The 26,783-nt window shown below is 59.8% G+C and carries 25 protein-coding genes; 9 read left to right on the plus strand and 16 right to left on the minus strand.

All coding sequences use genetic code 11. The annotated features are described in order from the left end of the window. Window positions 1-31: 31 nt before the first annotated feature. The 6 genes from BLV09_RS10665 to BLV09_RS10690 form a co-directional block, all read right to left on the minus strand. Window positions 32-505 (minus strand): cupin domain-containing protein, encoded by a 474-nt coding sequence (locus BLV09_RS10665; RefSeq protein WP_146687253.1) that lies wholly within the window; start codon window positions 503-505, stop codon window positions 32-34. Between the two features lie 12 nt (window positions 506-517). Beyond that, window positions 518-901 carry a RidA family protein gene (locus BLV09_RS10670; RefSeq protein ID WP_146687254.1) on the minus strand — a complete coding sequence of 128 codons (384 nt, stop codon included), beginning with the start codon at window positions 899-901 and terminating at the stop codon, window positions 518-520. A 76-nt stretch (window positions 902-977) separates the two neighbouring features. Continuing rightward, on the minus strand, window positions 978-1,817 hold the full coding sequence (locus BLV09_RS10675; protein WP_146687255.1) for an ABC transporter permease: 840 nt from the start codon (window positions 1,815-1,817) through the stop codon (window positions 978-980). Beyond that, window positions 1,810-2,616 (minus strand): ABC transporter ATP-binding protein, encoded by an 807-nt coding sequence (locus tag BLV09_RS10680; protein ID WP_100381049.1) that lies wholly within the window; start codon window positions 2,614-2,616, stop codon window positions 1,810-1,812. The genes BLV09_RS10675 and BLV09_RS10680 overlap by 8 nt, the downstream gene beginning before the upstream one ends. A 33-nt stretch (window positions 2,617-2,649) precedes the next feature. Beyond that, on the minus strand, window positions 2,650-3,669 hold the full coding sequence (locus BLV09_RS10685) for an ABC transporter substrate-binding protein (RefSeq protein ID WP_146687256.1): 1,020 nt from the start codon (window positions 3,667-3,669) through the stop codon (window positions 2,650-2,652). Further along, entirely contained in the window at window positions 3,666-5,105 is a 1,440-nt protein-coding gene (locus tag BLV09_RS10690) for a flavin-containing monooxygenase (protein WP_167558693.1), read from the minus strand. Before BLV09_RS10690 ends, BLV09_RS10685 begins: the two co-directional genes overlap by 4 nt. A 49-nt stretch (window positions 5,106-5,154) precedes the next feature. Here BLV09_RS10690 and BLV09_RS10695 point away from each other — a divergent pair, with 49 nt between their 5' ends. Beyond that, complete coding sequence (locus BLV09_RS10695; protein WP_197685037.1) at window positions 5,155-6,063, plus strand: LysR substrate-binding domain-containing protein; 909 nt, start codon at window positions 5,155-5,157, stop codon at window positions 6,061-6,063. Between the two features lie 294 nt (window positions 6,064-6,357). Here BLV09_RS10695 and BLV09_RS10700 read toward each other — a convergent pair whose 3' ends face one another. The 7 genes from BLV09_RS10700 to BLV09_RS10730 all read right to left on the minus strand — a co-directional run bounded on the left by BLV09_RS10700 (window position 6,358) and on the right by BLV09_RS10730 (window position 12,867). Next, window positions 6,358-6,882, minus strand: a complete 525-nt coding sequence (locus BLV09_RS10700; protein ID WP_146687258.1) for a flavin reductase family protein — start codon at window positions 6,880-6,882, stop codon at window positions 6,358-6,360. After that, on the minus strand, window positions 6,883-8,217 hold the full coding sequence (locus BLV09_RS10705) for an LLM class flavin-dependent oxidoreductase (protein WP_197685038.1): 1,335 nt from the start codon (window positions 8,215-8,217) through the stop codon (window positions 6,883-6,885). A gap of 67 nt (window positions 8,218-8,284) precedes the next feature. After that, the gene (locus tag BLV09_RS10710) at window positions 8,285-9,514 is read right to left on the minus strand and encodes an ABC transporter substrate-binding protein (protein WP_167558694.1); all 1,230 of its coding nucleotides are present in this window, start codon (window positions 9,512-9,514) and stop codon (window positions 8,285-8,287) included. Window positions 9,515-9,516: 2 nt separating this feature from the next. Next, window positions 9,517-10,509, minus strand: coding sequence for a branched-chain amino acid ABC transporter permease (locus BLV09_RS10715; RefSeq protein WP_146687260.1), 993 nt, complete (start codon window positions 10,507-10,509; stop codon window positions 9,517-9,519). Further along, window positions 10,506-11,369 carry a branched-chain amino acid ABC transporter permease gene (locus BLV09_RS10720; protein WP_146687261.1) on the minus strand — a complete coding sequence of 288 codons (864 nt, stop codon included), beginning with the start codon at window positions 11,367-11,369 and terminating at the stop codon, window positions 10,506-10,508. The genes BLV09_RS10715 and BLV09_RS10720 overlap by 4 nt, the downstream gene beginning before the upstream one ends. 2 nt (window positions 11,370-11,371) lie before the next feature. Continuing rightward, window positions 11,372-12,109, minus strand: coding sequence for a branched-chain amino acid ABC transporter ATP-binding protein (locus BLV09_RS10725; protein WP_197685039.1), 738 nt, complete (start codon window positions 12,107-12,109; stop codon window positions 11,372-11,374). Next, window positions 12,106-12,867 carry an ABC transporter ATP-binding protein gene (locus BLV09_RS10730; protein WP_100381040.1) on the minus strand — a complete coding sequence of 254 codons (762 nt, stop codon included), beginning with the start codon at window positions 12,865-12,867 and terminating at the stop codon, window positions 12,106-12,108. Before BLV09_RS10730 ends, BLV09_RS10725 begins: the two co-directional genes overlap by 4 nt. Window positions 12,868-13,073: 206 nt before the next feature. Here BLV09_RS10730 and BLV09_RS10735 point away from each other — a divergent pair, with 206 nt between their 5' ends. Continuing rightward, window positions 13,074-13,964: a LysR substrate-binding domain-containing protein gene (locus BLV09_RS10735; protein WP_146687262.1), complete on the plus strand. Its 891-nt coding sequence runs from the start codon at window positions 13,074-13,076 to the stop codon at window positions 13,962-13,964. Window positions 13,965-14,157: 193 nt separating this feature from the next. Here the strand turns inward: BLV09_RS10735 and BLV09_RS10745 are convergent, their stop codons facing one another. Continuing rightward, entirely contained in the window at window positions 14,158-14,958 is an 801-nt protein-coding gene (locus BLV09_RS10745; protein WP_100381038.1) for an IclR family transcriptional regulator, read from the minus strand. Between the two features lie 7 nt (window positions 14,959-14,965). Continuing rightward, entirely contained in the window at window positions 14,966-15,967 is a 1,002-nt protein-coding gene (locus tag BLV09_RS10750) for a dipeptidase (protein WP_146687263.1), read from the minus strand. A gap of 131 nt (window positions 15,968-16,098) precedes the next feature. Between BLV09_RS10750 and BLV09_RS10755 the strand changes: the two genes are divergently transcribed. Both BLV09_RS10755 and BLV09_RS10760 read left to right on the plus strand, forming a co-directional pair. Next, complete coding sequence (locus tag BLV09_RS10755) at window positions 16,099-17,073, plus strand: Bug family tripartite tricarboxylate transporter substrate binding protein (RefSeq protein WP_167558695.1); 975 nt, start codon at window positions 16,099-16,101, stop codon at window positions 17,071-17,073. A gap of 4 nt (window positions 17,074-17,077) precedes the next feature. After that, window positions 17,078-18,328: an NAD(P)/FAD-dependent oxidoreductase gene (locus BLV09_RS10760; protein WP_146687265.1), complete on the plus strand. Its 1,251-nt coding sequence runs from the start codon at window positions 17,078-17,080 to the stop codon at window positions 18,326-18,328. A 26-nt stretch (window positions 18,329-18,354) separates the two neighbouring features. Here BLV09_RS10760 and BLV09_RS10765 read toward each other — a convergent pair whose 3' ends face one another. Beyond that, window positions 18,355-19,896 carry an FAD-dependent monooxygenase gene (locus BLV09_RS10765; RefSeq protein WP_146687266.1) on the minus strand — a complete coding sequence of 514 codons (1,542 nt, stop codon included), beginning with the start codon at window positions 19,894-19,896 and terminating at the stop codon, window positions 18,355-18,357. Window positions 19,897-20,094: 198 nt separating this feature from the next. Here BLV09_RS10765 and BLV09_RS10770 point away from each other — a divergent pair, with 198 nt between their 5' ends. The 5 genes from BLV09_RS10770 to BLV09_RS10790 all read left to right on the plus strand — a co-directional run bounded on the left by BLV09_RS10770 (window position 20,095) and on the right by BLV09_RS10790 (window position 26,697). Beyond that, complete coding sequence (locus BLV09_RS10770) at window positions 20,095-20,691, plus strand: TetR/AcrR family transcriptional regulator (protein ID WP_146687267.1); 597 nt, start codon at window positions 20,095-20,097, stop codon at window positions 20,689-20,691. A gap of 554 nt (window positions 20,692-21,245) precedes the next feature. Further along, window positions 21,246-22,301: an HlyD family secretion protein gene (locus tag BLV09_RS10775; RefSeq protein WP_146687268.1), complete on the plus strand. Its 1,056-nt coding sequence runs from the start codon at window positions 21,246-21,248 to the stop codon at window positions 22,299-22,301. Beyond that, window positions 22,298-24,628 carry an ABC transporter permease gene (locus BLV09_RS10780; RefSeq protein WP_146687269.1) on the plus strand — a complete coding sequence of 777 codons (2,331 nt, stop codon included), beginning with the start codon at window positions 22,298-22,300 and terminating at the stop codon, window positions 24,626-24,628. Before BLV09_RS10775 ends, BLV09_RS10780 begins: the two co-directional genes overlap by 4 nt. Further along, complete coding sequence (locus BLV09_RS10785) at window positions 24,615-25,580, plus strand: HlyD family secretion protein (protein WP_146687270.1); 966 nt, start codon at window positions 24,615-24,617, stop codon at window positions 25,578-25,580. The genes BLV09_RS10780 and BLV09_RS10785 overlap by 14 nt, the downstream gene beginning before the upstream one ends. A gap of 358 nt (window positions 25,581-25,938) precedes the next feature. Beyond that, window positions 25,939-26,697: an SDR family NAD(P)-dependent oxidoreductase gene (locus BLV09_RS10790; RefSeq protein ID WP_146687271.1), complete on the plus strand. Its 759-nt coding sequence runs from the start codon at window positions 25,939-25,941 to the stop codon at window positions 26,695-26,697. Window positions 26,698-26,783: the final 86 nt, after the last annotated feature.

Consider the following 26,783-nt stretch of genomic DNA (forward strand, 5'->3'; position numbering starts at 1 on the left):
CGTTTTGCAGGGCGAATTCCCGCGAAGCTCATCATTTGTAGAGTTCGGCCGGTGCAGCACCGGCAGGCTCGAACTGGTCGAGCCGCGAGATACCGAGCGCGATTGTAAGCGGCCAGGCTTCGATTTGAAGGATGCGAGCCGGCTTGTCGGGATCGAGATTGATATGCCGGTGTTTCACATTCGGCGGCAGATAGAACGTATCGCCCACAGCCCAGTCAAACGTTTGATCGCCGACGATTTCCCGGCCACGCCCTTCAAGCACATAGGCCGCGGCTTCGAACGTATGTTCGTGCAGACCGGATTGTCCGCCCGGCGCAATTTCGGTGATGATGGTGCCGAACGACCGCGCCTCCATGCCGGTTGACGCGTCGACCACAACGGCGTTGCGGCCCTGCGGGCTCGTGTGCCACTTGACCTCATCGGCACGGATGATCAGTTTGCCCTTGTAATTGTAGGTTTCCGCCTGCCGGCGCATGAGGCCTTCGTAGAATGTCTCGCCACTCATCGCCACTCCCTTCTATTCGTCGCAAACCGCAATCGCCTCGATTTCGATGATGAATCCGCCGAGCAGACCGCCTTGCAACGTGGTGCGCGCCGGATAAGTCGGCCCCTCGAAAAACTCCTTGAAAGCTTCATTGAACCCGATGTAGTCCGTCGGAAAATTCGGCAGGATGCAGGTCAGTTTCATGATCCTGTCGAGCGAGCTACCCGAGGCTTCCAGCACCGCCGTCAGGTTCTTCATCACCTGTCGGGTCTGCTCCTTGATGTCGCCGAGCACCGGCTTGCCGGACACCCCGTCATAGGCAACCTGACCGGCCACATAGACGATGCCGTTATGACGCACGGCCTGCGAAAACGGTCCAGGCGGCATCGTGGCAATGCCGGTTTTGATAACTTCCATCCTGTCTCTCCCTTGTATTGGTCAACCAATGCGATGTGGCGCGGGTGCCGACGGCATATTCAACGATGAGCAAATGCTACAAGCCGGCGCCCAGTTCCTGGCCGTGCTTGCGGCTGCGTCCTTTCAGGAACATCCGCTCGGCAACCTCGACGACATAGTAGAAGGCAAAGCCCATCACGATCAGCCACGTGATGGCAGCAAATACGGTAACCATCGACAGATTGGCGCGTGCCTCGACGAGGACGTAGCCGAGGCCGGAATCCGAGGCGACAAACTCCGCCACGATGGCTCCGACCACGGCGAATGTCATGGCCACCTTGAAACCCGCAAACATGCTCGGCAGCGCCGTCGGCAAGCGAACTTTCCAGAATGCTTGCCAGCGATTGCCGCCCATTGAACGGATCAACATCAGACTTTCGGGGCGGACGGCCATCAATCCCGTCAGGGTGTCGATCACGATCGGAAAAAACGCGATCAGAAAGGTCATGATCACCTTCGGCAACAAGCCAAAGCCAAACCAGACGATGAAGAGCGGCGCCAACGCCACCTTTGGCAGCACCTGGGCCGTGATCAGCACCGGATGGATCGCTTCGCTGAAGGTCTTCGAATAGACCATCACCGTCGCCATCGGCACTCCGACGAGGACGGCCAGGACGAAACCCAGGATGACGGCCCAGGCCGTCGCAATCGCGTTCTTCAGAAAATACGCATGTTGCGCCACAACTTCGTGCAGCACGGCGCTCGGCGGTGGCAGCATAAAGACCGGCACTTTCAGCAGCCGTACCGCCGCTTCCCAAATCAGCAGACACAACAGCGTTGTTGCGACCGGCACCAGGCGGCTGACGAGGCGTCGGCCGGTTCGCTTCTGCACCGGAGGAGCCGGCGCTGCTGAAGTCGGAATGCTCGCATCAGTCATTGGCGAACACTCCCATTTGCTTGAACAGCTTGCGGATACGGCCGGTGTAGGCGTTAAATTCCGGCGTATCGCGCATTTCGAGCGTTCGCGGCCGCGGCAGATCAATCGTGATGTCTTCGGCGACCGATGCAGGCCGCGCGCTCATGACGATTACGCGGTCCGACATGAACACCGCCTCGTCGATGCTGTGGGTCACCAGGATCGCTGTTTTACGCTTCTCCATCCATAACCGCTGTAGATCCGCGTTCATCTGATCACGGGTCATGGCGTCGAGCGCACCGAACGGCTCGTCCATCAGCAGAATGTCCGGATCGTGCACCAATGCCCGGCACAGGGCCACACGCTGTTTCATTCCGCCTGAGAGCTCGTCGGGAAATTTTTCTTCGAAGTCCTTCAGTCCGACATTGGCCAGCAACTGTCGCGCGGCAGGCAAATAGTCCCGCGTCGGCAGTTTGCGGATTTCGATCTGCAGTAGAATGTTTTGTAATGCGTTCCGCCACTCCAGCAGCTCGGCGTTCTGAAATATAATGCCCAGATCGGTATAAGGACCGTTGACCCGACGCCCGCCGATCTGAACTTCTCCCTGGGTCGGTGGTGCAAGCCCCGCAACGATCATCATCAGCGTGGTCTTGCCGCATCCGCTCGGACCGAGCAGGGAGATGAACTGCCCCTCCTCGATCCGCATGGATACGCTGGACAGGGCCTGTACGCCGACGCCGTCCGCCGAGTCATAGCGTTTGTTGACGGCACGGATGTCGATGAACGGCGCAGCAGGATTCACGATCGGATCATTCAGCATTTAAATGCTCGCGTACAAGGTTTCTGATCCAGCTTACTGAGCCAGGTATTCATTGGTGAAGACCATCTCCGGCTTCACGGTGTCTTTCGGCACGGAGGCGTATTCGACCAGCAGATCGATTGATTTCTGCCAGTCGCCCGCATCCATTACACCGGTCGGCTTGCTCTTGGTCGCATCTGTATGCAGGAGCTTGACGGTTTCTTCCCACTGCTTGGTCACGACTTGGCGGCTGAGCTGGGTGCTCTTGGCGTATTCGAAAAAGGCGTCGATGGCCTTTTCCGGCGACTTTATCGAAGCATCAATCGCTTCGACGGTCGCCTGGGCAAATTTTTTCACGATTTCAGGATTCTCAGCCGCATATTTGGTGCTGACGACGATGCCGTTGCTGATCGGATTGAGACCGTATTTCGGGTAGGCGATGACGTCGATCTTGCAGGCACATTTTTCTTCCATCAGCGGCAACTGCGTGACCGAATATCCAAAGCTGAAATCGGTCTGTTTCTGCAGGAACAGACTGTCGCGGGTCGGAATGTCGACACCGACCTTCTGGATCGCGCTGCCATCGACACCCGCGGCCTTCAGGAAAGCCGGGAAAATCTGCTCGGGCGCGGAGCCGGTGCCGAAGCCGCCCTTGCGGCCGGCGAGATCCTTCGGGCCTTTGATGTTTGCCTCAGCCATCGACATGATGATCGACGGGTTGGTCTGAAGCATGCCGACGATCTGCTTGGCCTGCAGGCCCTGCGCCGCGAACTTCACCAGGGTGCCGCCGTCGGCGAAGCCGAACTGGTCGGTGCCGGCCACCACGGTCTGGATCGTGGTGGCGGAGCCGCGACCTGTTTGCGCCGTGACGTCGAGGCCGTGCTTTTTGTAGATGCCATCGACAATCCCGTAAAGGATCGGCACATGCGACCCATAGAAGTAGACGTCGACCCGCACGGTCACCGGTGTCTGCGCCTGGGCCGCAGCCGGGGCCAGCGCGAGGGAGCCAGAGAGGATTGCGGCAAGCGCGATAGCCGCGCCAGCCAATCGACCGCGTATGACGACATTGCTCATGGATTGGTGCTCCGTGACGATGATGGGAAAACAGAAGATGCGACGCACGCGCGAGGCTCATCCCGCCAACGGCGCAACCGGGAGACCTTGCGAGCGCCGTCGCGCGCCGCCTTTCGCCGCCGGCCCAGCCGCAACGCGCGTGCAAGTTCGGCGTAGTATTTCACGCTGTCCTCCTGAAGGCTGTGGCGAACGGCGCGACCAAATATCTTCTCGACCCAGAGCTGCTTGGCAGCAATGTCCGCCCGCATGTCGTCCTCGGACGGCAAAATAAGTGCTTCGCTCTCGATCCTTGCGATCCACTGCGCCTGCCGCTCGCATGCGTGGTTGATCGGCGTATCGAGATTGATCATTCCGACGAAGTAGAGACCCGGCCATCCCGGCGCCGCGATGCGCTTGTAGAGATCGAGGCGATTATTGACCGGGCGCACGATGTCCTCGGAGAGGAACGGAAATTCCGTGACGAAGCCGGTCGCGGCGATGATGCAATCGAACGCCTCGCGCGATCCGTCGACGAAGCCGATATCCCGGTCTGCGATCGTCGCGATACCCTGCTTCACGGCGACGCGCTCGAACAGGATATCCTGTATGATGGTCGAACTGATCGTCGCATGAACGCGGTGCGTCAGCGGCTTGAAGCCGTGCGAGGTCATATCGCCATGTACGGCGCGGATCAGCCAACCCATCACTCTTCGACGGAAGGCCGTCGGGATAAAGCGGCGCTGCAGCAGCGCGCCAATGTCGCCGATAGCACGACCGAGCACGACGTGCGGCATGACGAGCACGGGCGAGCGCGCCACCAGCACGGTGCGGGCCGCGGTGGTGCAAATGTCGCTGGCGATATCCACCGCACTGTTGCCGGCTCCGATAATGCAGACGCGCCTTCCGACAAAAGCTTCCGGCGTGCGGTAGTCTGACGAATGCAGATATTCGCCGGCAAAACCGCCGCGAATCTCTTCCGCATGCGCGGCGCGCGCGAACGGCCCGGTGCAGACAACGACGGCGTCGAAGGCGCCTTCCTGACCGTCTGCGGTTCGCACGGTCCAGCCCGCATCCCCTGCGGCGCCGGGAACGGGCGGCTGTATCGCGGCGACATCCGCCTTGAAACGGATCAGGGAGTAAAGATCGAATTGATGCGCATAGGCATTGAGGTACCGCGCCATATCGCGGTGGTCCGGGATGCGCTGGGTTGCGGCATCGAACGGGAAATCCGCGAACTGGGTCAGCTTCCGGGACGTGTTGATGTGCAGATTTCGGTAGAGATAATTCCGGCCATTGTCGTTGTCGTAGACCCAGGCGCCGCCGACCATCGAGCCCTTTTCATAAACGACAACCTTGAAACCCTTATCTTTAAGAGTCTTGGCCGTAACCAGCCCTGCAGGGCCGGCACCGATGACGGCGACCCTTCGCTGTTGAAGTTGAGCTGATTTCGCAGTCACCAAAGGCGTGGTCCACAATTTGTGCAATCAGGCTAGCTGCCTCACCGCAGTGCAGCAAGACAGTTTGCAATGGATAATCAATAAGTTTAGCTTATGTGTTATGCCGATCCTGGATATTGACGCGCTGCGCACATTCGTCTCCGTGGTGGACCAAGGCTCTTTCGCCGCTGCGGCCGGACGCGTCTATCGTACGCAGGCCGCCGTGACCCAGCGGATTCAACGGCTGGAGGCCAACATCGGGCGGCCGCTGCTCCGCAAAGTGGGCCGCGCCAAACGCCTCACCGATGACGGCGTCACGCTGCTGGATTATGCCCGCCGCATTCTGGCGTTGCATGACGAAGCCTGCGCGTCGCTGGTCGGAACGAAGGTCACCGGGGAAATCCGCCTTGGCGCTCCAGATGATGCCAGCGAAACCATCCTCCCGGGCATGCTACGGCGCTTTGCAACGATGTTTCCCGAGGTGCGCGTCGTCATTCACATCGCGCGTAGCGCGTTTTTGATGCAATCCCTGAAACAGGGCGAGATCGACATGGCGATTTCGACGCGAGATGATCCTTCTCATCCACGCCTGCGTTTGCGCACCGCGCCGACGTTCTGGCTCTCCGCGGCGGAGTTCAAGCTCGTTCGCAACGAGCCGGTGCCGTTGGTGATGCACGACGAGCCGAGTCTTTTTCGCTCAATTGCACTGGACGCCCTCGAGAAAGCTCATATTCCGATGCGCCTCACCCACATCTCAGGCTCGCTATCCGGCATCAGGGCGGCGGTACGCGCGGGCCTTGGCATCACGGCACGCTCCATCGAAACGCTTGAGCCTACCTTTCGCGTACTCGGCACAGCGGATGGCTTGCCGCCGTTGCCCGATGTCAGCCTCTATCTTTATCTCGCTACCCTGAATGCTCATCCGACTGCGCGGCAGCTTTTTGACAGCCTTCGGGATTCATTTGGAGAGCCGGACTGAGAGTTCAGGACTGATGACTGATCTTCAGTCAAATTTTTTTTAGCGTTGAAATTGAGCCCCCCGGGGAAAACGAACTCGGATTCCGTCAGATGCTTGATGTCTGGCAGACACCTGCTTCAATTTCGCAGATTGGCGTAGTTGGTGTGGAAATCCTTTAGCGGCTTTCGTCTTTTACCGACAGGTGCAAACGGGCAGCCGGCCTTCGCCCTTTACGGCCGCAATGTCACGGGCGGACCTTGGAGCGCGCACTCCGTCCATGTCCTCACACTGGACCACGGAGCGCCTGTGTGACTTTCAGTCAGATTTCCTGCTGAGTTCTACGAACTCCCCGCCGCGATATATCAGGGGTAGTCGATCTGTTTCCTGCACAAACACCACTCGCCCGATAAAAACCGAGTGGGTTCCTGACTTTGTTTGCGCTTCAACGACACATTCAAGCTGAGCGGCACATCCCTCGATCATTGGCACGCCCGTCAGGCCCGAACGATAATCTACTCGTCCCAGCGGATCATCCGGCTTCAACGCAAAGTGCTGCGCGATGGCGATCTGGTCTGCTGACAATACATTTACAGCAAAAATGCCGGACCTCTCAATCAATGAATGCGATTTGTTGGCCTGGTTGATCACCACAAGAATGCACGGCGGGGCGGCTGAAACGCTGCACACGGCCGTTGCAGTCATCCCGTTTGAAACAGACCCCTCTCTGCTCGTAATGACTGTAACAGTGGACGCCATGCATCGCATGGCAGCCTTGAACTGGGCCGCATCGATACTTACCAAGGATCTTGCCAGGGATGCGTATTCGTTGAGTACCGGCATTTACTTATCTTTCGTCGCGATCATACCGAGATGATCACGAAGAGTTCGGCCCTCATATTCGCGTCGAAACAGGCCCTTCTCCTGCAGGATCGGCACGACCTCGCCGACGAAATCCTCGAACGTGTCTGGCAGGAATGCGGGAGAAACGACGAATCCGTCGGCTGCACCTGATGTCACCGTATCGGCCATCTGTTCGGCGACGTCCTTTGCGGTCCCGACGAACCGTGGGCACATGACTCCCCGGCCGTAAATCCGTCCGGCGTCGGCAATCGTGATCGATTGTCCGGCCGCAATGCTTTTCAGGGCCGCGAGATTTCCCTGACTTCCCGAGGACTGGACAGTCTCGACACTGGCGTCGAGAGGCAGATCGGAAAAATCCGCGTTGGCGTGCGCGGCAAGCGTCGACAGTCCGACCAAAGGGTCGACCAGTGAATCGTGAAGATCACGCTTCTCTTCCGCCTCCGAGCGGCTTTCGCCGATGAACGGCATCATCGCCATCAGTACTTTGCTGGAATCCGGCGGCCGGCCCACATCAGCGAGCGCCATACTCACATCGGCCTTGAACGCCCGCATCCGTTCCAGACTCGGCTGAAGCGCGAAGATCACCTCGGACCAGCGCGCCGCGAACGCCTTGCCGCGGCCGGACGATCCGGCCTGGATCACCACCGGGCGTCCTTGCGGACTTCGCGGGATGTTCAGAGGGCCGCGCGATTGAAACCATTTTCCACAGTGGTTGAGATAGTGAACCTTGTCCGGATCCGCATAGATCCCATTCTCCCGGTCGAGAACAAGCGCATCCTCATCCCAACTGTCCCAGAGACCGAAAGCGACCTCCATGAACTCATCGGCCCGGTCGTAGCGTTCGTCATGACCAAGATGCGGGACATTGCCGAAGTTTAGCGCTTCTCCATCGTTCATCGATGTCACGACGTTCCACGCGGCGCGGCCTGCGGAAATGTGATCAAGCGTCGCAAATTCGCGCGCGATATTATAAGGCGCGTCATAGGTCGTAGACCGTGTCGCGCCTAGGCCGATATGGCTCGTGACGGCCGCCAGCGCGCCGAGCAACGGAACCGGATCCATGCGCGTGGCATCCTGATCGCCATGGCGAATGCCGGTGCGGTGACTCGCTCCATAGCGATCGGCGATCGCAAGCCGATCGGCAAAGAACAGGAAATCAAATCGGCCGCGCTCCAATAGCTGCGCGATCTCGACGTAGTGCGCCAGACCCAGAAAATCGGTCGGATGTTTCGGATTGCGCCAGATCGCATGGCTGTGAACCACAGGGCCAGCGATCAGAAATCCGCAAAGATGCATGGTGCTTGCTTTTGACACGCGAATCCTCCTTGGGCGCCGCACAGGCTGCGCTCCGCTGCGAGTGACCGGCAGCTTTCCAACCAGCTCAGGTTACGATTTCGACGATCTCGTTTTTGCCGTTGTGGATGACTTGGTGAACGAAGGAGCGGTTGAGCTGATCCCCACGTTCATTGAAATCCACCGTCGCGCCTGCGCCGACGAAATTGGTCTTCTTGCCCGCACGCACCATTTCCAGCGCACGCACGATGTCGTCGACTTCTTCGCCCGGTGGATTGCAGACCTCGGGAATCGATTTGACCCAAACCGCCGCATCGGAAGACTTGGCATGCTCCATGGCAAGGGCCGTTACGCAAACCTGGTCGTGCGTGTTGCCCGCGAACAGGAAGACGGTGCCCTCCGGAGCGCCCATTTCCTTGACGAACTTCCTGTAGGCGTCCGAATTCAGCGGCGGTCCCGGCTGCAGGTGGTGGATTCCTTCGGCCACTTCCGGCGGAACGCTTTTGAGGAACGCACCGTCGGCGTCGGCGCCGGTACCAAGCCCCACGATCTTCGACTGGTATCCGCCGCGATACACTTCCTTCGCGATCGCGACAAAGTCCGTCAGCAACGAGCCGCAGAACACACCGTCCGGCTCCGAACCGAACGCTTTCTCGACTTCCGCGCGGTACGATGCCTGGTTGGGATTGTACATGATGACGTCAAGGACCGTGCCGCCGCGCTTGGCCATTTCGGCCTTGAACGGCTCGATCATCGCGACCACGAACGGGTTCTGCTGCGCCAGGATATTGATCTTCTTGAGGTTCAAGCTTGTCACTACTTTTGCGCCCGCAGGCCCCCACTGCGAGCTCTTGGCCTGGAACCGGTAAACTTGCCCCTTGTTGTCACCGTCGGTGATGGCGTCTGCCGCGGCCGAAACCATTTCAACCTTGTTGGCGGCGAGAATCAGCGGTTTTGCAGCCAATGCTTCCGGGCTTCCCCAGAAGCCTCCGACGACTTCCACCTTGTTGACATCGAGCAGCTTATGCGTGGCGGTCACGCTGGTCGTCGCGCTGGTTTCCGAATCTTCGATATAGAGATGAAATTTTCGGCCGCCCAGAATTCCGCCCGCATCGTTGATCGTTTTCACAACGAGATCAGCGGCCTTCTTCATGTCCGGGCCGTAGGGACCGGTGGCGCCTGTGAACGGCAAGACCATTCCGATCGCGATTTCCTCTGCCCCCTGGCCGAATGATGGTCGCATACCAAGACCCGTCAACGAGAGGCTCAGCATGCCTACAATGTGACGCCGGTTGAACGCGCTGGCCGATTTCATCATGATCATAACTCCGTTTTCGAGAACCCAGATTCAAAGCTGTCGAAGGCTGATCGTCCCGGAGAAGAACGCGAGGCTTCGACGTCCTCCTCACTCTCAGGGAAGAAGTCGCGCACCTGCTTTCGCGGCTCGGGAAGCAGCCCTTGTGGCTTCAGGATCAGCAATAGAATGATGCCAATGCCGACAAGGCCAAGGCGCAGCGCAGAGAGCTGGGCGCCGTCCACAACCTGGAGAACATCCTTCAAGAAACGGGTTGCCTCTATCAAAGCCATGATCGTGCAGACGCCGATCAATAGACCGATGTTCGACCCGCGGCCTCCGAGGATCACGGCCATGAACGCATAGGCTGTGATGATCGACGTGAATTGGCCGGGATCGATATAGGTCAGGAAAAACGCATGAAGCGCCCCGGCAATCCCCATCACCGCGCCGCCGATCGCAAAGGCCTTTATTCTCAGGAGAAGGACCGGTTTTCCGAGTGCGCAGGCAACCGTCGGATCGTCGCGGACCGCGCGGAGCGCTCGTCCGAACGGCGAACGCACCAGCATTTCGAGCGTCACGAACGCCAGCGCCACCAGCACGATCGAAAAACAGAGCAGCACGGCGTCGTATCGGGCCATTGGAACGAGCGCGGAAAACGGCCGCGGAATATCGGCGATCCCGATGGCACCGCCTGTCAGCCAGTCTTCATTGAGCAGGAGAATGCCGACGATCTCGCCGAATCCGATCGTCACGATCGCCAGATAATCATCGGCCAGACGGATCGACAGGAAGGCCAGGATTGTGCTCGCGGCGGCGCTCACCGCGGCGGCGGCTACCATGGCACCGAACCATCCGATGTGAGGGGCAAGCAAAGCCGTCGCGTAGGCGCCCAGCGCAACAAACCCGACAACGCCGAAGTTCGCGAGGCCTGCAACGCCCCACTGGAAGTTAAGCGCAAGTCCGACAAGCGCCGCAATCGAGACAAGAACGCCCAGCGTGGAGAGATAGGCGATCATCGTCGAACCGCCTTTCCGCCGAGCAATCCTTGCGTTCGTATCAACAGGAGCAGAAGGATGATACCGAAGCTTACAACCTGCCGGTAGTTTGTCGGCAGGATCAGCGTCGAGAGCTCCTCGGTCAGACCGATGACGAGCGCACCGATCACCGCGCCGAGCGGATTTCCAAGTCCGCCCAGAATCGCGGCAGCGAATACCGGTATCTGATAATTCCAACCGAGCAGCGGATCGACGGCGCGATCAAGACCGGCGAGAACCCCCGACATCGCAAGCAGTGCGCCCGACAACGCCCATGTAATGCGGACGATCGTTTCCCGTTCGATCCCGCGTACTGCGGCAAGCGCCGGATTGTCCGCCGTCGCGCGCATCGCCCGTCCAAGCGGAGATGCATAGAGAAGGAGCTGCACGACAATAACGCAGAGAATGACCGTTATCGCGGCGACAAACTGCTCGTGGTTGATGCGCAAGCCGTGCCAGCGCATGGGCCGGGCAATTTCAGCGTTGAAATTGCGGGTCGAGTTGCCGAATGCGAACCTGCAGATGTTCTCGAGGATCAGCGACAGCCCCAACGACGCGACCAAAAGGACGATCGACCCGCGGTCGCGGAGCCGCACAAAAATGAGCACGTCGGACAACACCAAGACCCCCGCAACAATCAGTGCGGAGATGGCGCCCGCCTCAAGCAGGGACAGATGCAGGAAAGTGTTGATGACCCAGGCAGTATAGGCACCCAGTGTCAGTGTCGCGCCAACCGCGAAGTTCGGAAACTTCAGAATGCCGAACACGATCGTCAAGGCGAGCGCCGGAAGCGCAAGCAACAGACCCGACACCAACCCATCAACCACCAACTGGCCAACCATGACTATTGCATCTTTCCGAAAAACAGGTCGGCCAGGTCACCGCTGGAGACATCGGACGGCGGGGCCTGAAGACTCTTGCGGCCTGCCACCAGGACCATGACCTCGTCGGCAATACGCAGCGCGGCTGCAACGTTCTGCTCGACCAGGAGAACGGTGACGCCGGCTTCACGGACCCGGATGACGGCCTCCATGGTTTCGCCGACGAATTTGGGAGACAGCCCCGCTGTCGGCTCGTCGAGCAGCAGGACTTCGGGATTGGCAAGCAGCGCGCAGGCGAAGGCGAGCATCTGCCGCTGGCCGCCTGAAAGATTTCCCGCCAGGGCCTTTGGCCGTCGCGCGATCTCTGGAAACAACGAGAGCACCTGCTCCTCCTGCGCGGGACCGACACCGCTGCGGCCGCGCAGAAATTCCGTAGCCAGCTTCAGGTTTTCGCGGATCGTTAGATTGCGGAAGACATTTGCCTCCTGTGGGACGTAGGCCAGCCCGGACATTACCCGTCTGGCAGGCGACAGGCCCGTGATGGCCCGGCCGGTAACTTCAATCGAGCCCTCGCGCGAGCGAAGCAATCCGGCCAACGTCTTCACAAAGGATGACTTGCCGGAGCCGTTGGGACCGATCACGGCAAGGATGGTTTCCGGAGCCAGATCGAGGCTGATGCCGCGCACGATATCGCCGCCGCCTTGATATCCCGCACGAAGACCGCGTACCGACAATGCCGGGATTGGAGCTTCCGCGCTCACAACGCCATTCCCAGGTACGCGTCGATTACACGCTCGTCCGACGTCACATCGGCAAACGATCCGGAGACAAGCGTCCTGCCTTCCGCGAGAACATGAACGTCATGGCAGACTTCGCCAATGAGATGCATGTCATGTTCGACGATGCCGAACGAGATGCCCTCGCCATTCAGCTCACGGATCAGGCGTATGATGTCCTTGAGCAGAGGCGGCGCAACCCCCGCAGCCGGCTCGTCGAGAAGAATGAGTTTCGGGTTGAGCAAAAGGACGCGCGCAAGTTCGAGCAGCTTCTTTTGCCCGCCCGACAACGCCGAGGCCGATCGATCGGCCAGATGCCATAGGCCGAGGCGAACGAGGATCTCGCGGGCCCTCGCCGCGTTCTCCTGGTCCTGCTGTCTGACAGCGCGATGCAGAAACAACGCGGCGCCGACTTTCTCGCCGACCTGGTGCGGCGGCGCGAGCAGCAGATTTTCCAGCACGGTCAGGCCGCCCAGCTCTCTGACGATCTGGAAGGTTCTGACAAGTCCGAATGACGCAATCTGGTGTGTCGGCGAGCTGGTGATGTCATGTCCGTCGAAATAGACAGAGCCGGTATCCGGCTTTACCAAGCCGCTGATGACGTTCAGTAGCGTCGTCTTGCCTGCACCATTCGGCCCGATGATGCCGGTGACTTTGCCTTTGCCAAGCGCAAGGGTGCAGTCGCTGAGCGCAGCGACACCGCCGAAATGTTTGCTGACATGACCTATCTTGAGCACGTCCATCATCGAGCCCAGCGATTCCGCAAGTGTTCGGTGAACTCGGCGTGCGCCGTGACCGCAAGCATTCTGCGCTGATTAAAGTTTGGACACATGTGCTCTCGTTGTGGGCACGATGAAAATCGGTGCTTTAAAGAACGGTAGTTCGCGCCTTGCACATAGGCAAATTTATTGTGCTTCGCGAAAAGCAAAGTTTTATTTATCATTTGGTCATGGCTCGCCCGCTCGAGATCAACCTGTTGCGCACGTTCGTCATGCTCATCGAGGAGCAAAGCGTGACGCGCGCCGCGCGCCGTCTCAACAGGACGCAGCCGGCAATCAGTCTTCAACTCGGCCGTCTGAGCGAGGCGGTCGGCCGTCCACTGTTCGAGCGTGATCTCCGGCATCCTCGCCTGACGCGTCACGGCGAGATGCTGTTGCCTTACGCGCGGCAGATGTTGAAGATGCATGACGACGCGCGTTCGCGGCTTTCCAGCGAAGAAATCGCCGGCCGCGTCACGCTCGGCTGTCCGGACCTTTACGCAGCCTTTCTGCTTCCGGTGACCCTCGCGAGCTTCAGGGAAGCGTATCCGGGTATTGAAGTGACGGTGCGCTGCGCGCTCAGCGCACAATTGTCCGAGGAAATTTCCACTGGACGAATTGACGTTGCGCTCGCAACACGCATGCCCAACGTTCATCCGAACGTCGCCAGCATCACGCTGTTGCGAACCGAACCGCTCGTCTGGCTTGGCGCCAAGTCAGGAACCGCTTTTCAGGAGAAGACGCTTCCTCTGGCTCTTCTGCCAGAAGGCAACCTGTACCGGGATTACGCACTTAGCGCACTCAACAATGCCGGTCGCGCGTGGCGCATAGCCTGTGTTTCCGAAAGCATCGCCGGAATGGAAGCCATGGCGCTTGCCGATGCAGCGGTCATCGTGCTGGCGGAGTCCGTGAAAGTTACGGGGCTCCGGCGATTGAACGAACGGGACGGAATGCCACCGCTGCCACCTGTCGACCTGGTTCTTTGGCGACGGGAGCTCGGCGTCTTTCCGGCCGCGGATCATCTGGCCGCGCATATCGAACGAGACATTGGAGGCCTGGCCAGGGCGCCTGGCGCGCTATAGAGGGAAATTCGAAAAGATGTCTGCTTTGCGCCGCCAGCAGCAGTCACCACAAGCATTCCGGCATCTTCGGCTGTGGCGACACGCCCGAGCGGCGCGGTGTCGCCTCGAAGCCAATGGGATCGAGTGCGCATGGCTTGCCAATCGGCGTGCAAATCGTTGGTCGCCGCTTTACCGATGCCGATGTCCTCCCGCGCTAGCTTCTGCCGTCGATATCCCGCGATATCCGACGCGCGCACTCTAGAAGCATTGGCGCAAGCTCTTTCTTCACACCTGCGACTGTCCAGCGCGATGATGGTACTGCAATATTAATTGCCGAACGAACGTCCCCGTCACGATCGAAAATCGGGGCGGCCACGGAAATATCTCCCAGATACGCTTCCTGATCGTTGATCACAAACATGTCGCGCCTGGCTCGGTCGAGTATTGCATTTAGCGCCTTCAAGTCGGTGACTGTGTATTTTGTCATGGCCACGCGTCGCCTGGCCAGAATGGCCTGCGCCTGTTCCGGCGCCAGATACGCAAGAATGGCGCGGCCGGCCGCTGAGCAGAAGGCTGGCAGACGCGAACCGACATGTAGGTTTACGCTCACCGGATGCACGCTTGCGAAGCGCGACACATAGACGATTTCTTCACCCTCCAATTCCATGAGATTGACCGTTTCCTTGCTCTCTTGGTTCAGGCGACGCAGGTGAGGTTCCGCAATCTCGCGCACTTCGTTGGCGGCCAACACGCTGTGGCCAAACTCCAGCAATTTCGAGGACAGCACGTAAGCACGCGTGCGCGGATGCTGACGCAGATAGCCAAGCAAGCAGAGCGTGTGAGTGAGGCGTTGGACCGTGCTGGTGGTAAAGTTCGCTATCTGCGCCAGTTCCGAAAGCGTCAGTGCCCGCTGCGCCGTATTGAAGCACTCGAGTAGATGAAAGCACTTCCCTATGGACATGATGAACAGACGGTCGTCGGCGTGTTCACCGTGCTTGTTCGGGGCCGTTGCCATCGCCAGCTCAGCGCCAGATCTTGTCGAAAGCGCGCAGGAAATTGCCTCCGGCGATGCCGTCGATCTCGCTTGCCTTGAAACCGCTTCGATCGAGCGCCTCCAGCATCTTGGAAAACTGTCGTGGCGTCGGCGTTTCCTTCGGATAGCGGTCCGCAAGATCGTTGCCAAAAGCGTCGATGAAGACCCCTGCTGCCTCGGGATAGCCCTTGCTTAGGCTCAAGACGCGGTCGACTTCGGAAGCATTTTGGACACAGGCAAAGTCAGTTCCGATGCCGACGTGCTCAGAACCGACCAGATTAGCGACGTATTTCACGTGCTTGACGAAATTTTCGAGGGTCGGCGGCTGTGAAGGATCACCGTTCCAGTTCATGAAACCATGAATGCTGATCCCGATCACACCGCCGGTAGCGGCCACGGCGCGGATCGAATCGTCCGTCTTGTTGCGTAAGCGCGCGTCGACACTCTTGGCGTTCGCGTGAGTCAGAAACACGGGCTGGCTTGATAAGGCCGCCGTTTCCTGCACGGTTTTTTCGGAGCAATGACTAAGATCGATGGCGATCCCAAGCCGGTTGAGCTCGTGCACGACCTTCCTGCCGAACACCGTCAGCCCGCCGTTACGTTCTTCTCCGCAGCCATCCCCCACGAAATTGGCGTCGTTGTAGGTGAGCTGTGCCACTCTCAAACCTAAGGCATGGAATCCGGCGATACGATCGATGCTGCGTTCGATCGGCCACAGATTCTGCCAGCCCATTATTAAGCCAGTCTTGCCTTCTTCCTGCGCAACGCGGATGTCCCCGGCTCGCAAGACAAGCTTCCATCCGGAATCGTCGCGCTCGGCAATGGCACGCCACCGGCTCATGTTGTCGAACGCGGACTGAAAGCCTTCGAGATAAGGCGCCACGGTGATGTTAGCCGCAGTCACCCCGCCCGATCGCAGCGGCTCGGGATCGCCGTCGCTGTGAAACACCAACCCATCGATGACGATCGTCGTAGGTGAGCCTTTGGCCATCCCATCACTCCATAAATAATTTTATCGCATTGCAATAACGGCTATTGCAATAAAATATTACACCGCGGATGATTTTTTGGCGAGCGGGCTCGACGGAGAGTCCGAAATGAATCGGCATGTGCGAGGAAAATATGTACTGGCGCCCGCTTCTACTTCTGGCTCTGTTCGGCTTCGTTCAAGCGCAGATTGGACTAGCCTGTGCTGAACCCTACCCAGCGCGGCCCGTTCGTATCGTTGTCGCTTATCCGGCGGGCGGCAGCACCGACACCACGGCGAGACTTCTCGCTCAAGCTCTCGGCGAGAAAACACACGGCACCTTTGTCATCGAAAACCGCAGCGGTGCCGGCGGTGTCATTGGAGCGGATAACGTCGCTAAATCGACCGCTGACGGTTACACGTTGTTGTACGCCGCATCACCAGAACTCGCCTTGGTAACCTCTACGAAGAAGTCTGTACCCTACGATCCCGTGAAGGACTTTGTGCCGATCTCCATGATCGGTCGCGCTCCATTCGTATTGGTCGCCAACAAGGATTTTCCGCCCAATGACGTCAAGGAACTGATTGAATACACCAAGGAACACCCGAATTCGGTTAGCTTTTCGTCGTTTGGAAGTGGAACATCAAACCATCTGGCCGGGGAAATGCTGAATCTCCAGGCCGGAATAACGATGCTGCATATTCCTTATCGTGGCAGTGCCCCGTCGTTGACTGACCTGATGGCAGGACAGGTGCAGGTGACGTTCGACGCCATCACGGCCGTCCTGCCATTGCTCGAAGCTGGACAAATCAAGGCATTGGCTGTCGCGACACCACAGCGGCTGAAGGCACTTCCCACCGTCCCGACGCTCTCTGAAAGCGGCCTGCCGGGCTTTACGGGAGGTACATGGTTTGCGTTGATGGCGCCAGCCGATACTCCAACCGCGATCGTAGCGGAGCTTTCGAAGCTGACGACAGACGTGCTCGCGTCCGCCGATTTCCAGAAGGCCCTTGATGCTCAGGGTATCGTAACAGAGGATCAAAGGCCCGAAGCCTTCAACCAATTTCTGTCCGGGGAAATCGATAAATGGCACAAGGTCGTCAAGCAAATCGGGCTCGTACCGCAGTAACGCCATGACGGCGCGGAATGAGCGTAGCGTCTTGGTGATAGGCGCTGGAATCGTCGGACTATGTACCGGGTACGAGCTTGCCAAGAACGGATGGGACGTCAGCCTGTTCGACCCTAATCCGCCCGGCTCTCAGTGTTCGTTCGGAAATGCCGGTGCTCTATCTTCCGGCTCGGTCGCACCGCTGGCAATGCCTGGGGCGGTGAAGGACGCGTTCACAATGTTGGTTGATAGCAAGGGTCCCTTGCATCTGCCCTTTCACTACTGGTTTCGCGCTGCTCCGTGGTTGACTTCTTTCGTTAGGGCGTCACGGCGCGAGCGCGTCGAGCAGGTCGCGGCCGCGCTCCATGAACTACTGAAGGACTCAGTGTCCAGTCATCGTCAGCTTGCTGCCGATGTCGGTTGTCCCGAGCTTATTCGGCAAACGGGGCAGTTGCATCTCTATCCGGATGCGCAGGCGATGCGCAAAGATGACGCGTCTTGGTCATTGAAACGCAAATACGGCCTGCGCGTGGAATACGTCGATGCAAAAGCGATAAACGCTCTCGAACCTGCCGTCAGCGATAATTATCGCATGGGCGTCTTTTTGCCAGACGAGGCGAGCGTTAGCGATCCTCTACAATACTGTCGGTCCATCGCCGACGCGCTCCGAGCGCGAGGCGGAGACTTCGTTCAGGCCCGTGTGACGTCACTTGTGCGTTCAGGCGACGACTGGCACATCAGCGATGGTATGAGAAACTGGTCTGGCAAACACGTCGTAGTCAGCGCTGGCGTGTGGTCCGGCAACCTGCTTGCGACGCTCGGCTACAAGATTCCTTTGATCAGCCAACGAGGCTATCACGTTCAGGTGGCACAACCGGGTGTTTCCTTGTCGCGCATCGTAGTGCTAGCCGACCGGAAGGTGTTTCTCAATTCGATGACAGAGGGTCTCCGGATCGCCGGTACCGTGGAGATCGATTCGATTGACCGTCCGTTGAATAAACCTCGCGCGCTCTTGCTCAAGGATCACGCGAAAGCAGGATTGCGAGATCCGGTGTTGGAAAACGAATCGACTTGGATGGGACATCGCCCCTGCTTGCCGGATTCCATGCCCGTGCTCGGCGCCGTCCCGAACCATCCCAACTTATGGTGCGCTTTCGGGCATGGGCATCTCGGCCTCACCGGATCGGCGAACACCGCAAAGCTCATCGCCCGCGCGCTGACGCGTAATTCGGTCGAAAACGAGACTTCGATGTTTTCGGTTGATCGCTTTAACTGATTGACCGAACGCCAAGGTCGAACATTTCACCCCGAGAGCGCGGGCCGCGGTTCGCCGAGCCAACACGACGCGGCCTGAACAGCTTCCTCATAGTTGGGGGCGGCCTCACCGGCCCAGGCGACGACGCCATCAGGGCGCACGAGCACGGCGTTCAAGCCCAACCGATCCTCGACGTCACTTGCGACATACGTGATCCGACCACCCCAGCGGCTTGCAAGCGCCTGAAGCACTGGACGAGCGTCAAAGTCCAAAAATAGGCCTTTCCCGTTCGTAAGGAGCTCGCCGAGTTTCGTCCCGTCGACCAACTCAAAGTCGGGAGCGCTGCGGCCCACCAGCGGGTGGGTGCCGCCAAGATCATAGCGGAGAGAAACACCCCACACACGCTCGGCGAAGTATGTCGCGCCGTCTCGCGTGTCGATGAGATCACGGATGATGGCTTCGAGCGCGCGCGAACTCCGGGTCGGCCGCATGAGCGCGACCTGGGCGCGCGACCAGTCAAGAACCTGCGCTCCCACCGGATGCCGTTCGCTCAAATAGCTCTCGAGCAGGCCGACCGGCGCGTCACCACGGATCGTGGAAGCCAGCTTCCAACCAAGGTTTATTGCGTCGCCAAGCCCGAGGTTGAGCCCTTGGCCGCCCAGGGGGGAATGGATGTGCGCGGCATCGCCCGCGAGCAGCACCCGCCCCTTGCGATATGCGGTCGCCTGGTAGGCGCGATCCGTCCAGGTCGTGGCAAGCTGGAGGGCCGTCAAGGTGACGTCGGCGCCGGAGATGCGGCGCAATACCGCCTGCACATGCTCAAGCGTGATTGGTTGGGTTCGGTGGAATGCGCCCCCATCGAAATCGACCATCGCGATCGTCCCGGGCCGCGAGTAAGTATACATGCCCGTCGGCGTGTAGTGGCGGCCCAGGCGGAGCTTATCCGGATCGGCCATATCGACTTCAACGGAATAGCCGGTGAACTCGGGATCGGTGCCGACGAACTCAAAGCCGCCAGCCTTGCGAACCGTGCTGCGGCCGCCATCACATCCAACGAGCCAGCGTCCGCGAAAAGCCTCACCACCAGCGCGAATGGTCACTTCTTCATCCGATTGCTCGAGGTCCTCGACGCCGAGGCCGCGCCTGATCTCGACCCCTATCGCGCTTGCGCGAGCGGCCAAGGCGGTTTCGAGGGACTCCATCTCGACCGCCATGCTGGTGCCGGCCGGACTTGGCAGGCGATACTGCCACTTCGAGGAATCGATGTTGTCGTAGAAAAACTGGATGCCGGCGAAATGGCCGCCGGGGCGGCGCGGCAGTTGCATCCAATGCGCCGCAGTCGAAGCGTTGCTGCTGCCCGAGTCGTCTTTCGCGCGTTGCGGCGTCACGATGTCGTTCAGCAGCCCGCGACGGTAGAAGGCCTCGATGGTGGGTACCGAAAGGCCGCGCATGCCGAATGGAAGCCGCTTCAAGGGGGAGCGCGGATCTTCGGCTTGCTCTAGCACCAACACCGAAAGGTCTGCGAGGCGCAGCTCACAGGCGAGAAACAAGCCGACGGGGCCGGCACCGGCAATCACGACATCATACATCAAGGACAGATCCTCATCCCTGTCGGCAAAGCGTCTCGAATCGCCATCCGCGGCGTATCTGCCTTGCTGTAAGGTTCCGTAACGGACCCAATTTTCTCTTGAGACAAATCGCCGATCCTACTATAAATTCGCACTCAGTGCGATTTATTATTACACTCAGTGTAATTCCGCAAGTGGCCATTGGAGAAGTCGGCTTATATGAAAAGCGCGTCGGAAAGGCCGCAGGGCCTGCGGGAACGCAAGCGGCGTGAGACGTCCGAGCGGATAATCGAGAAAGGTTTGAAACTGTTCGTGAAGAACGGCTACGAAGCCACGACGCTCGACGCGATCGCGGACGCCGCCGGCATTTCGCGCCGGACCTTCTTCTACTATTTCAAGTCCAAGGAGGACGTTCTGCTGGCCGCGCACGATAGCGGCTTCCGGGAAGCGCTAAGGCCCGCGATGCTCGACGAGCCTCCCGATCAGGCACCTCTTGATGCCGTCCAAAAGTGCCTGATCAAGCTCGCGTCACGCTACGAGACGAAGGAGTCCATCGTCTTCGACCGCCTGATGCAATCAACCGAAGCGCTCCGCGCACGGAAGGAAGCCGTTTTCGTCGAGACGGAGCAGATCCTGTTGGAAGCGATGTGCGAGCTTTGGCCGCCGCCGGGACGACGGGACGGGCTTCGGCTGGTCGCGATGGTGGCGATGGGTACGCTGCGTCTGGCCCTGGACAAGTGGAAACAGAACGACGCGGCACACCCGTTGGCCTACTACCTCCGTCAGGGTTTCAGCCTTTTGGCAAAACAGTTCTGAAGATTCAATCAGCTACGTCGGGGATCGGGATAACTCCCATCGGTGACAACACCTGGCGAGATTGGAGACGAGTAGGTCAAATCACTCTGATCTCTCCCAAAATTACGCTCATTCGGGAAATCCGGATAGGCGCAGCGAACGGTGCCTGGCTAGAATGGCGGACGTACTTCGGGCGATCTTGCTCATTCCTGATCTATTTTGGCAATGGCTGCGCAATTTCATACGCAACAACGGCAAATTATTTCTGTTCCAATTCCCGGCGCGCGGATGCCAATCCATGGGCCATGATACGAAAACAGCAGCTTTCACCAAACAAAGTATCGAATGTCCAAGCTCGCGCAATCGATAGGCGAGATGTTTGGAGCCGTGCTGCTTAGGCTGGACTGCCGGTTATGTCCCTGCACCGAGATGGATGGCGACGGGGCGCCTGCCAATGGTTTGTCTTCCTGCTCAAGGAATTCGCTCCGCCAGAACAACCAATCGAGATTGGACGCGACGTAACAACCAATGCATAATTGTCTCCTATACCGGTCATGGGGCGAATGGAGGCGGGCATGGACATGACACCTGGCAAGGAAACTCAAAGTATGTCCGAGACGCCAAATGCCGGACAGAAGAATACGCACGGTGTGACACGCACTCCTTCCATTATCGTCGGTATCGTCGCAGCTATCGTCGTCGCGTTATCTGTCTTCTATCTGTTGCGGCCTGAACCACTGCTGGTACAGGGCGAGGCCGATGCAACACGGCTCGACATCGCCGCGCGCGTCGACGGACGGGTCAAGGAGATACCCGTGGAACGTGGCCAGAACGTTCCAGCGGGCGCCGTCCTCGTACGGATCGATAATCCTGAAACCGTGGCCAAACACGAGCAAATGAGGGCGGCGAAGGTTGTTGCCGAGGCCCAGCTTGCCAATGTACTCGCCGGAACACGGGTGGAAACCATTGCCGCGCGGAAAGCGGAACTGGAGCGCGCGCAGGCGGCTCTGGTGCTGGCGCAGAAGACCTTTGACCGCACTCATACATTGACCGAGCAAGGCAACGCGCCGCAAGCCCGCCTCGACCAGATGACTGACTCGCTGCACGAAAGCGAACGCGCCGTCGATCAGGCCAAGTCAGCCTACGACCAGGCTGTCAATGGCTACACAAAAGAGGAACGGGCCATTTCCAGGGCCAACGTCGAAAAGGCCAATGCCGACATCCAGAGCGTTCAATCGACCATCGATCAGCTCGTGATCTATGCGCCGGTGGCTTCGCAGGTCTACCAGCGCAATGTGGAGCCGGGCGAATATGTATCTCCGGGCGTACCGCTCGTTACCTTGATCGATTTGGCCGATGTCTGGATCCACTTCGATCTTCGCGAAGATCTGGTGAAGGGCTTGAAGGTCGGCGATCGATTCGACGTGCACATTCCGGCTCTCGATGACCGCCGTATCACGGTCGAAGTCAAGCTGATTGCGACCAAAGGCGAATATGCGAGCTGGCGGGCTACGCGTGCGTCGGGCGATTTCGATCTGCGAACGTTTTCGATTCGTGCCTACCCGGTCCAGCCGGTGCCCGAGCTCCGACCAGGAATGAGCGCCTATCTCGACTGGCGGTCACGGCAATGAAGCTGGCCTCAAAACCCGGATTTTGGCTGGTTGCGCGGCGCGAGTGCCGTTGGCTGTTTCGCGATCGCGTCGCGTTGCTACTGATTTTCGGCGTACCCCTCTTTGCGTTCGTTGTTCTCACGACCGTCTTCAGCCATCCGGTCATCCGCGGCCTCGGCGTGACGGTCGTCGACGAGGATAGGTCGGATGCGTCTCGCGCGCTGGTGGAATATATCGCAGCGTCACCGAGCCTGCATGTCGTCGACCGTGCCGGCACGCTGTCCACGGCCGTGCGTGACATACGAACCGGCAAGGCGATCTCGGCAGTCTATATCCCGCCGGATTTCGAGCGCGACCTGAAAGCCGAACGCCGACCACAGGTCGTAGGCTTTTATAACCAGCAGTTCCTGACGCCGTCCGGCATTGCATCCTCAGGGCTGAGCGATGCGCTATCCGCTGCGGCGTCAGCGGCCGCCCCCGCCAAGCGCGCCGCGCCCGCGCCGGCTTCCATCGGAACGCTGACCAGCGAGACCATCGCGCTTGTCAATCCGCAAAAGAACTATGCCCAGTTCCTGCTGCGCGCGCTGCTGCCAACGATCATCCATGTGGTGATCACCCTGGCCGCAGGCTATTCCGTCGGATCCGAATTCCGCCGCCGCGACGCGCGGGCCTGGCTCGAAAGCGCCGGAGGCGATCCGATCGTCGCGCTGGTCGGCAAGCTCGCGCCGCTGTTCGTCATCTTCTTCCTGATCATGTTGGCTGAAGTGCTCTTCCTGGAGGGCGTGCTGCAAATCACCTTCAGGGGGGACGTGCCATTGCTGGTCGCCGCTGGCTGCCTGCTGATCATTGCCCACCTGTCGCTCGGCGCCTTGCTGCAGCTCCTGGTCGGCGACTTGGCGACAGGCCTCGGACTTGCGGGCCTCATTGCCTCTCCTGCATTCGGCTACGCAGGCGTCGGCTTCCCCACGGTCGGCATGAATACGTTTGCGCAAGTCTGGAGCACTATCCTGCCGCTGCGCTGGTACATGGCCGTCTTGCTGGGACAGGCGGCGCGCGGATTGCCGGTCTCGGATTCCGCCGTTCCCTTCGCGGCGCTGGCGGGCCTGACAGTGCTCTTCGCCGGCCTCGCATTGCTGCGCATGGCGAGCCTCAAGCGCAAGGGCTGGTTTGAGACGGCGCGGCCTGCCGAGCAACCCGCAACAGAGGACGCGCCACGCGGCATCGGCGGCGCCTTCAAGGCGGAGTGGCGGCGCATGCTCGGGACGCGAAGTGCCTTCAGCCTCTTGTTCCTGGCTCCTCTGATTTACGGCATTTATTATCCGCAACCTTATCTGAACCAGATCCTTCGCAAGCTTCCCATCGCGGTCGTCGATAATGATCTGAGCGATCTCAGCCGACAGATCGTCGAGACGCTGGATGCGAGTGGAGCATTGAGCGTCGTGGTTCGCGCCCGAACACTTGCCGAGGCGCACACCGCAATCGATCGCGGGCAGGCCTTTGCCGCCGTCGAGATCCCGCCCGGGACCGAGCGCGATGTGCTCAAAGGCATCACCGCTCACATCCCGGTCTACGCGGATGCCACCTACCTCTTCATATTCAGATCGACCGCAAGCGGGGTCGCCACGGCGGTCGGCGCATTGACGTCCGACCTCGTTTCGCGAGGCGCACGTTCCGATGGAAGTCTTGTCAAAGCGAAATTGGCGAGTTTGAACCCGACCGACGTTCTGCTGCAGCCGATCTTCAACCCGGTGGGCGGCTATGCGAGCTACGTCGTCCCAGCGGCGTTCGTGCTGATCCTGCAGCAAACCCTTCTGATCGGTGCGGCGATGCTGACCGGTACGGCGCTGGCGAAAGGCGGCGGAGCGTTTGCGGGCGTGTTCGGCCGTGGGATCGCCCATCTGACCATCTATCTTCCAGCGGTTGCGCTCTATCTCATCGTGCTGCCGCGCATCTACGGCTTTTCGACGCTCGGCCATCTTCCGCAACTGTTCGCGCTCGCTGCGGTCTTTCTGCTTGCTACCAGCTTCATGGGACAGGCTGTCGGAGCCTGGTTCACGCGACCGGAGAACGCAACCATCCTCCTGCTGGCAACGAGTCTGCCTCAGTTCTTCATGGCCGGCTTCGCGTGGCCGCGCGAAGCAATTCCCGATGTGGCCCTTGCGCTCGGTCGGATTTTCCCCGCCGACACCGCGATTGATGGCCTCGTGCGCATTAACCAGCTCGGCGCCAGCATCTGGGAGGTCGCGCATGATTGGCTCGGGCTGTGGTGTCTGGCGCTCGCCTATTTCGTGCTCGCCGTGATCTCGGCATTTGTCGTCAAGAGAGGACAGGGACATGCGCAAAGCTAGGACGATCGCTGCGATCGTACTCGTGGTTCTCGCGGGTGCCCTGATCTACGTCGAGCGTCGTCCCGATTCTCCGACCGCAATCGTTGGCGTCGTGCGGGCAACCGAAGTCAGAGTGGAGCCGGAGGTGACCGGCCAACTCGCGTCGATTGCGGTTGAGAAAGGCGCGCACGTGCACGCCGGCGATGTCCTGGCACGGCTCTCCGCGGTGGAGTTGACGGCGCAGGCGGACCAGGCGCGTGCTGCGCTCGCGTCGGCAACCGCAAATCGCAACAACGTCTATGCCGGCGTCCGTCGTGAACAGGTCGACTCTCTGAAAGCTGAAATCGCCAAGGCAAGCGCTCGCCTCGACTATGTTCAGGCACAGCTGACAAGGACCAGCACGCTGGCACGCCAGAGCTTTGAGTCCCAGCAGGCGCTTGACCAGGCCGAAAACGACGCTGCAAGCGCACGGGCCGATGTGGCGGAGGCCCAGGCGAATTATGATGCGGCGGTGGCGGGTCCGACCCGGGAGGAACGCGCGATCGCCGACGCGCAGGTGCAGGCCGCGGCCGCCGCAGTCGCCGTGATCGAGCGCCGTCTTGAAAAAATGACCTTGCGTGCTCCAGCCGATGGCGTGGTCAGCGTTGTCGCCGCAGAGGTGGGCGAAAATGTTCGGCCGGGTCAACCGATCCTTATGGTCGAGGCCGCGGGCAAGCAATGGCTCTCGTTCAATGTGCGAGAAGACCATCTCAGTGGCCTTGCGATGGGCGAAACGGTGAGCGTGATGCGGAACGGTCCCGATGGCGCGATTAAATCCGTCATCACCGAAGTGCAGCCGCTCGGGGTCTTTGCCACCTGGCAGGCCGAGCGGGTGATTGGCGATCACGACCGCAATACGCTGCGCTTGCGCCTCGACCCGCAGGGGGTCTCGGCAGGCCTTGAACCAGGCATGACTGTTTGGATCCCGCTTTAATGGCAAAGCGCTGAAAGTCTCGACTGACTCCGTTTTGCGACAAACCTTATCGGTGAGCCGACTGACTCCGTTTCACGATTTTGCTCATATGTTGGCGAACTATTCGTCATTCAAAAAACTCCGCTCCGGCAGGAGTCCGGATTTCGGGAAGCTGGTGGTGGCGTCTGAAGCTCGCCGGCCCTTTTAGGTCGGCTGCGGATTCGAGATTGGTATGAGTTTGGCCATCCGAAGGTTATGGACGAAGGAGGAACCATTGAAATTCTGATCTATATACCTCATGAATGGACCGGCTAAGGTCGGAACGGGTCATTCTATCAGGGCACGCATCAAGTGGCCCGACGTCATTCGGGAGGAAGTCATGGCCGCCGTCTATTCGGATCTCGCCGGCAAGGTCGTTCTCGTCACCGGCGGCGCATCGGGCATCGGTGAAGCGATCGTGCGGCGCTTCGCGCAGCAGAAATCCACTGTCGTGTTCTTCGACATCAAGGTCGAGGAAGGAGTTCGCCTCGCGCGCGAGCTCTCGAGCCAGGGTCTTGGCGCGCACTTTCTGAATGTCGACCTCACCGATATTGCCGCGTTGCGCGCCGGCGTCGCTGACGCGCGCAAGGCCCACGGTCCAGTCAATGTCCTCGTCAACAACGCTGCCCATGATGAGCGACATTCGACGGAAGAGATGACGCCGGAGTATTGGGACGACCGGATCGCGGTTAATCTCAAGCATCAGTTCTTTGCCGCGCAAGCCGTGCTGCCGGACATGAAGGCGGCGAATGAGGGCGCCATCATCAATTTCGGCTCGGTCTCGTGGATGGTGGGACAAGGCGGCATGGCGGCCTACACCGCCAGCAAGTCGGGCGTACTCGGTCTCACCCGCTCACTGGCGCGCGACTATGGCCCGTACAACATTCGCGTCAACGCGATCGCGCCCGGCTGGATCACGACCCAGCGCCAGATCGAGAAATGGCTGACGCCTGAGGGCGTGGAAGAACTGATGCAGCGCCAGTGCCTGAAACGCAAGCTCGTCCCGGACGAGATCGCGAAGTTCACGCTGTTCCTTGCGTCGGACGAAGCGTCGGCGTGCACGTCACAGCAATACGTCGTAGATGGCGGCTGGGTGTGAGGACTGCGGCGGGCGGCCTGCGCGCCGACGCCTGCTACCCACGCAGCGTGGAAAAGGGGCACTCCCCATTTGTCCACTCAAGCGGT

Origin of the sequence: Bradyrhizobium canariense, assembly GCF_900105125.1 — a bacterium.
GTDB lineage: Bacteria > Pseudomonadota > Alphaproteobacteria > Rhizobiales > Xanthobacteraceae > Bradyrhizobium > Bradyrhizobium canariense_A.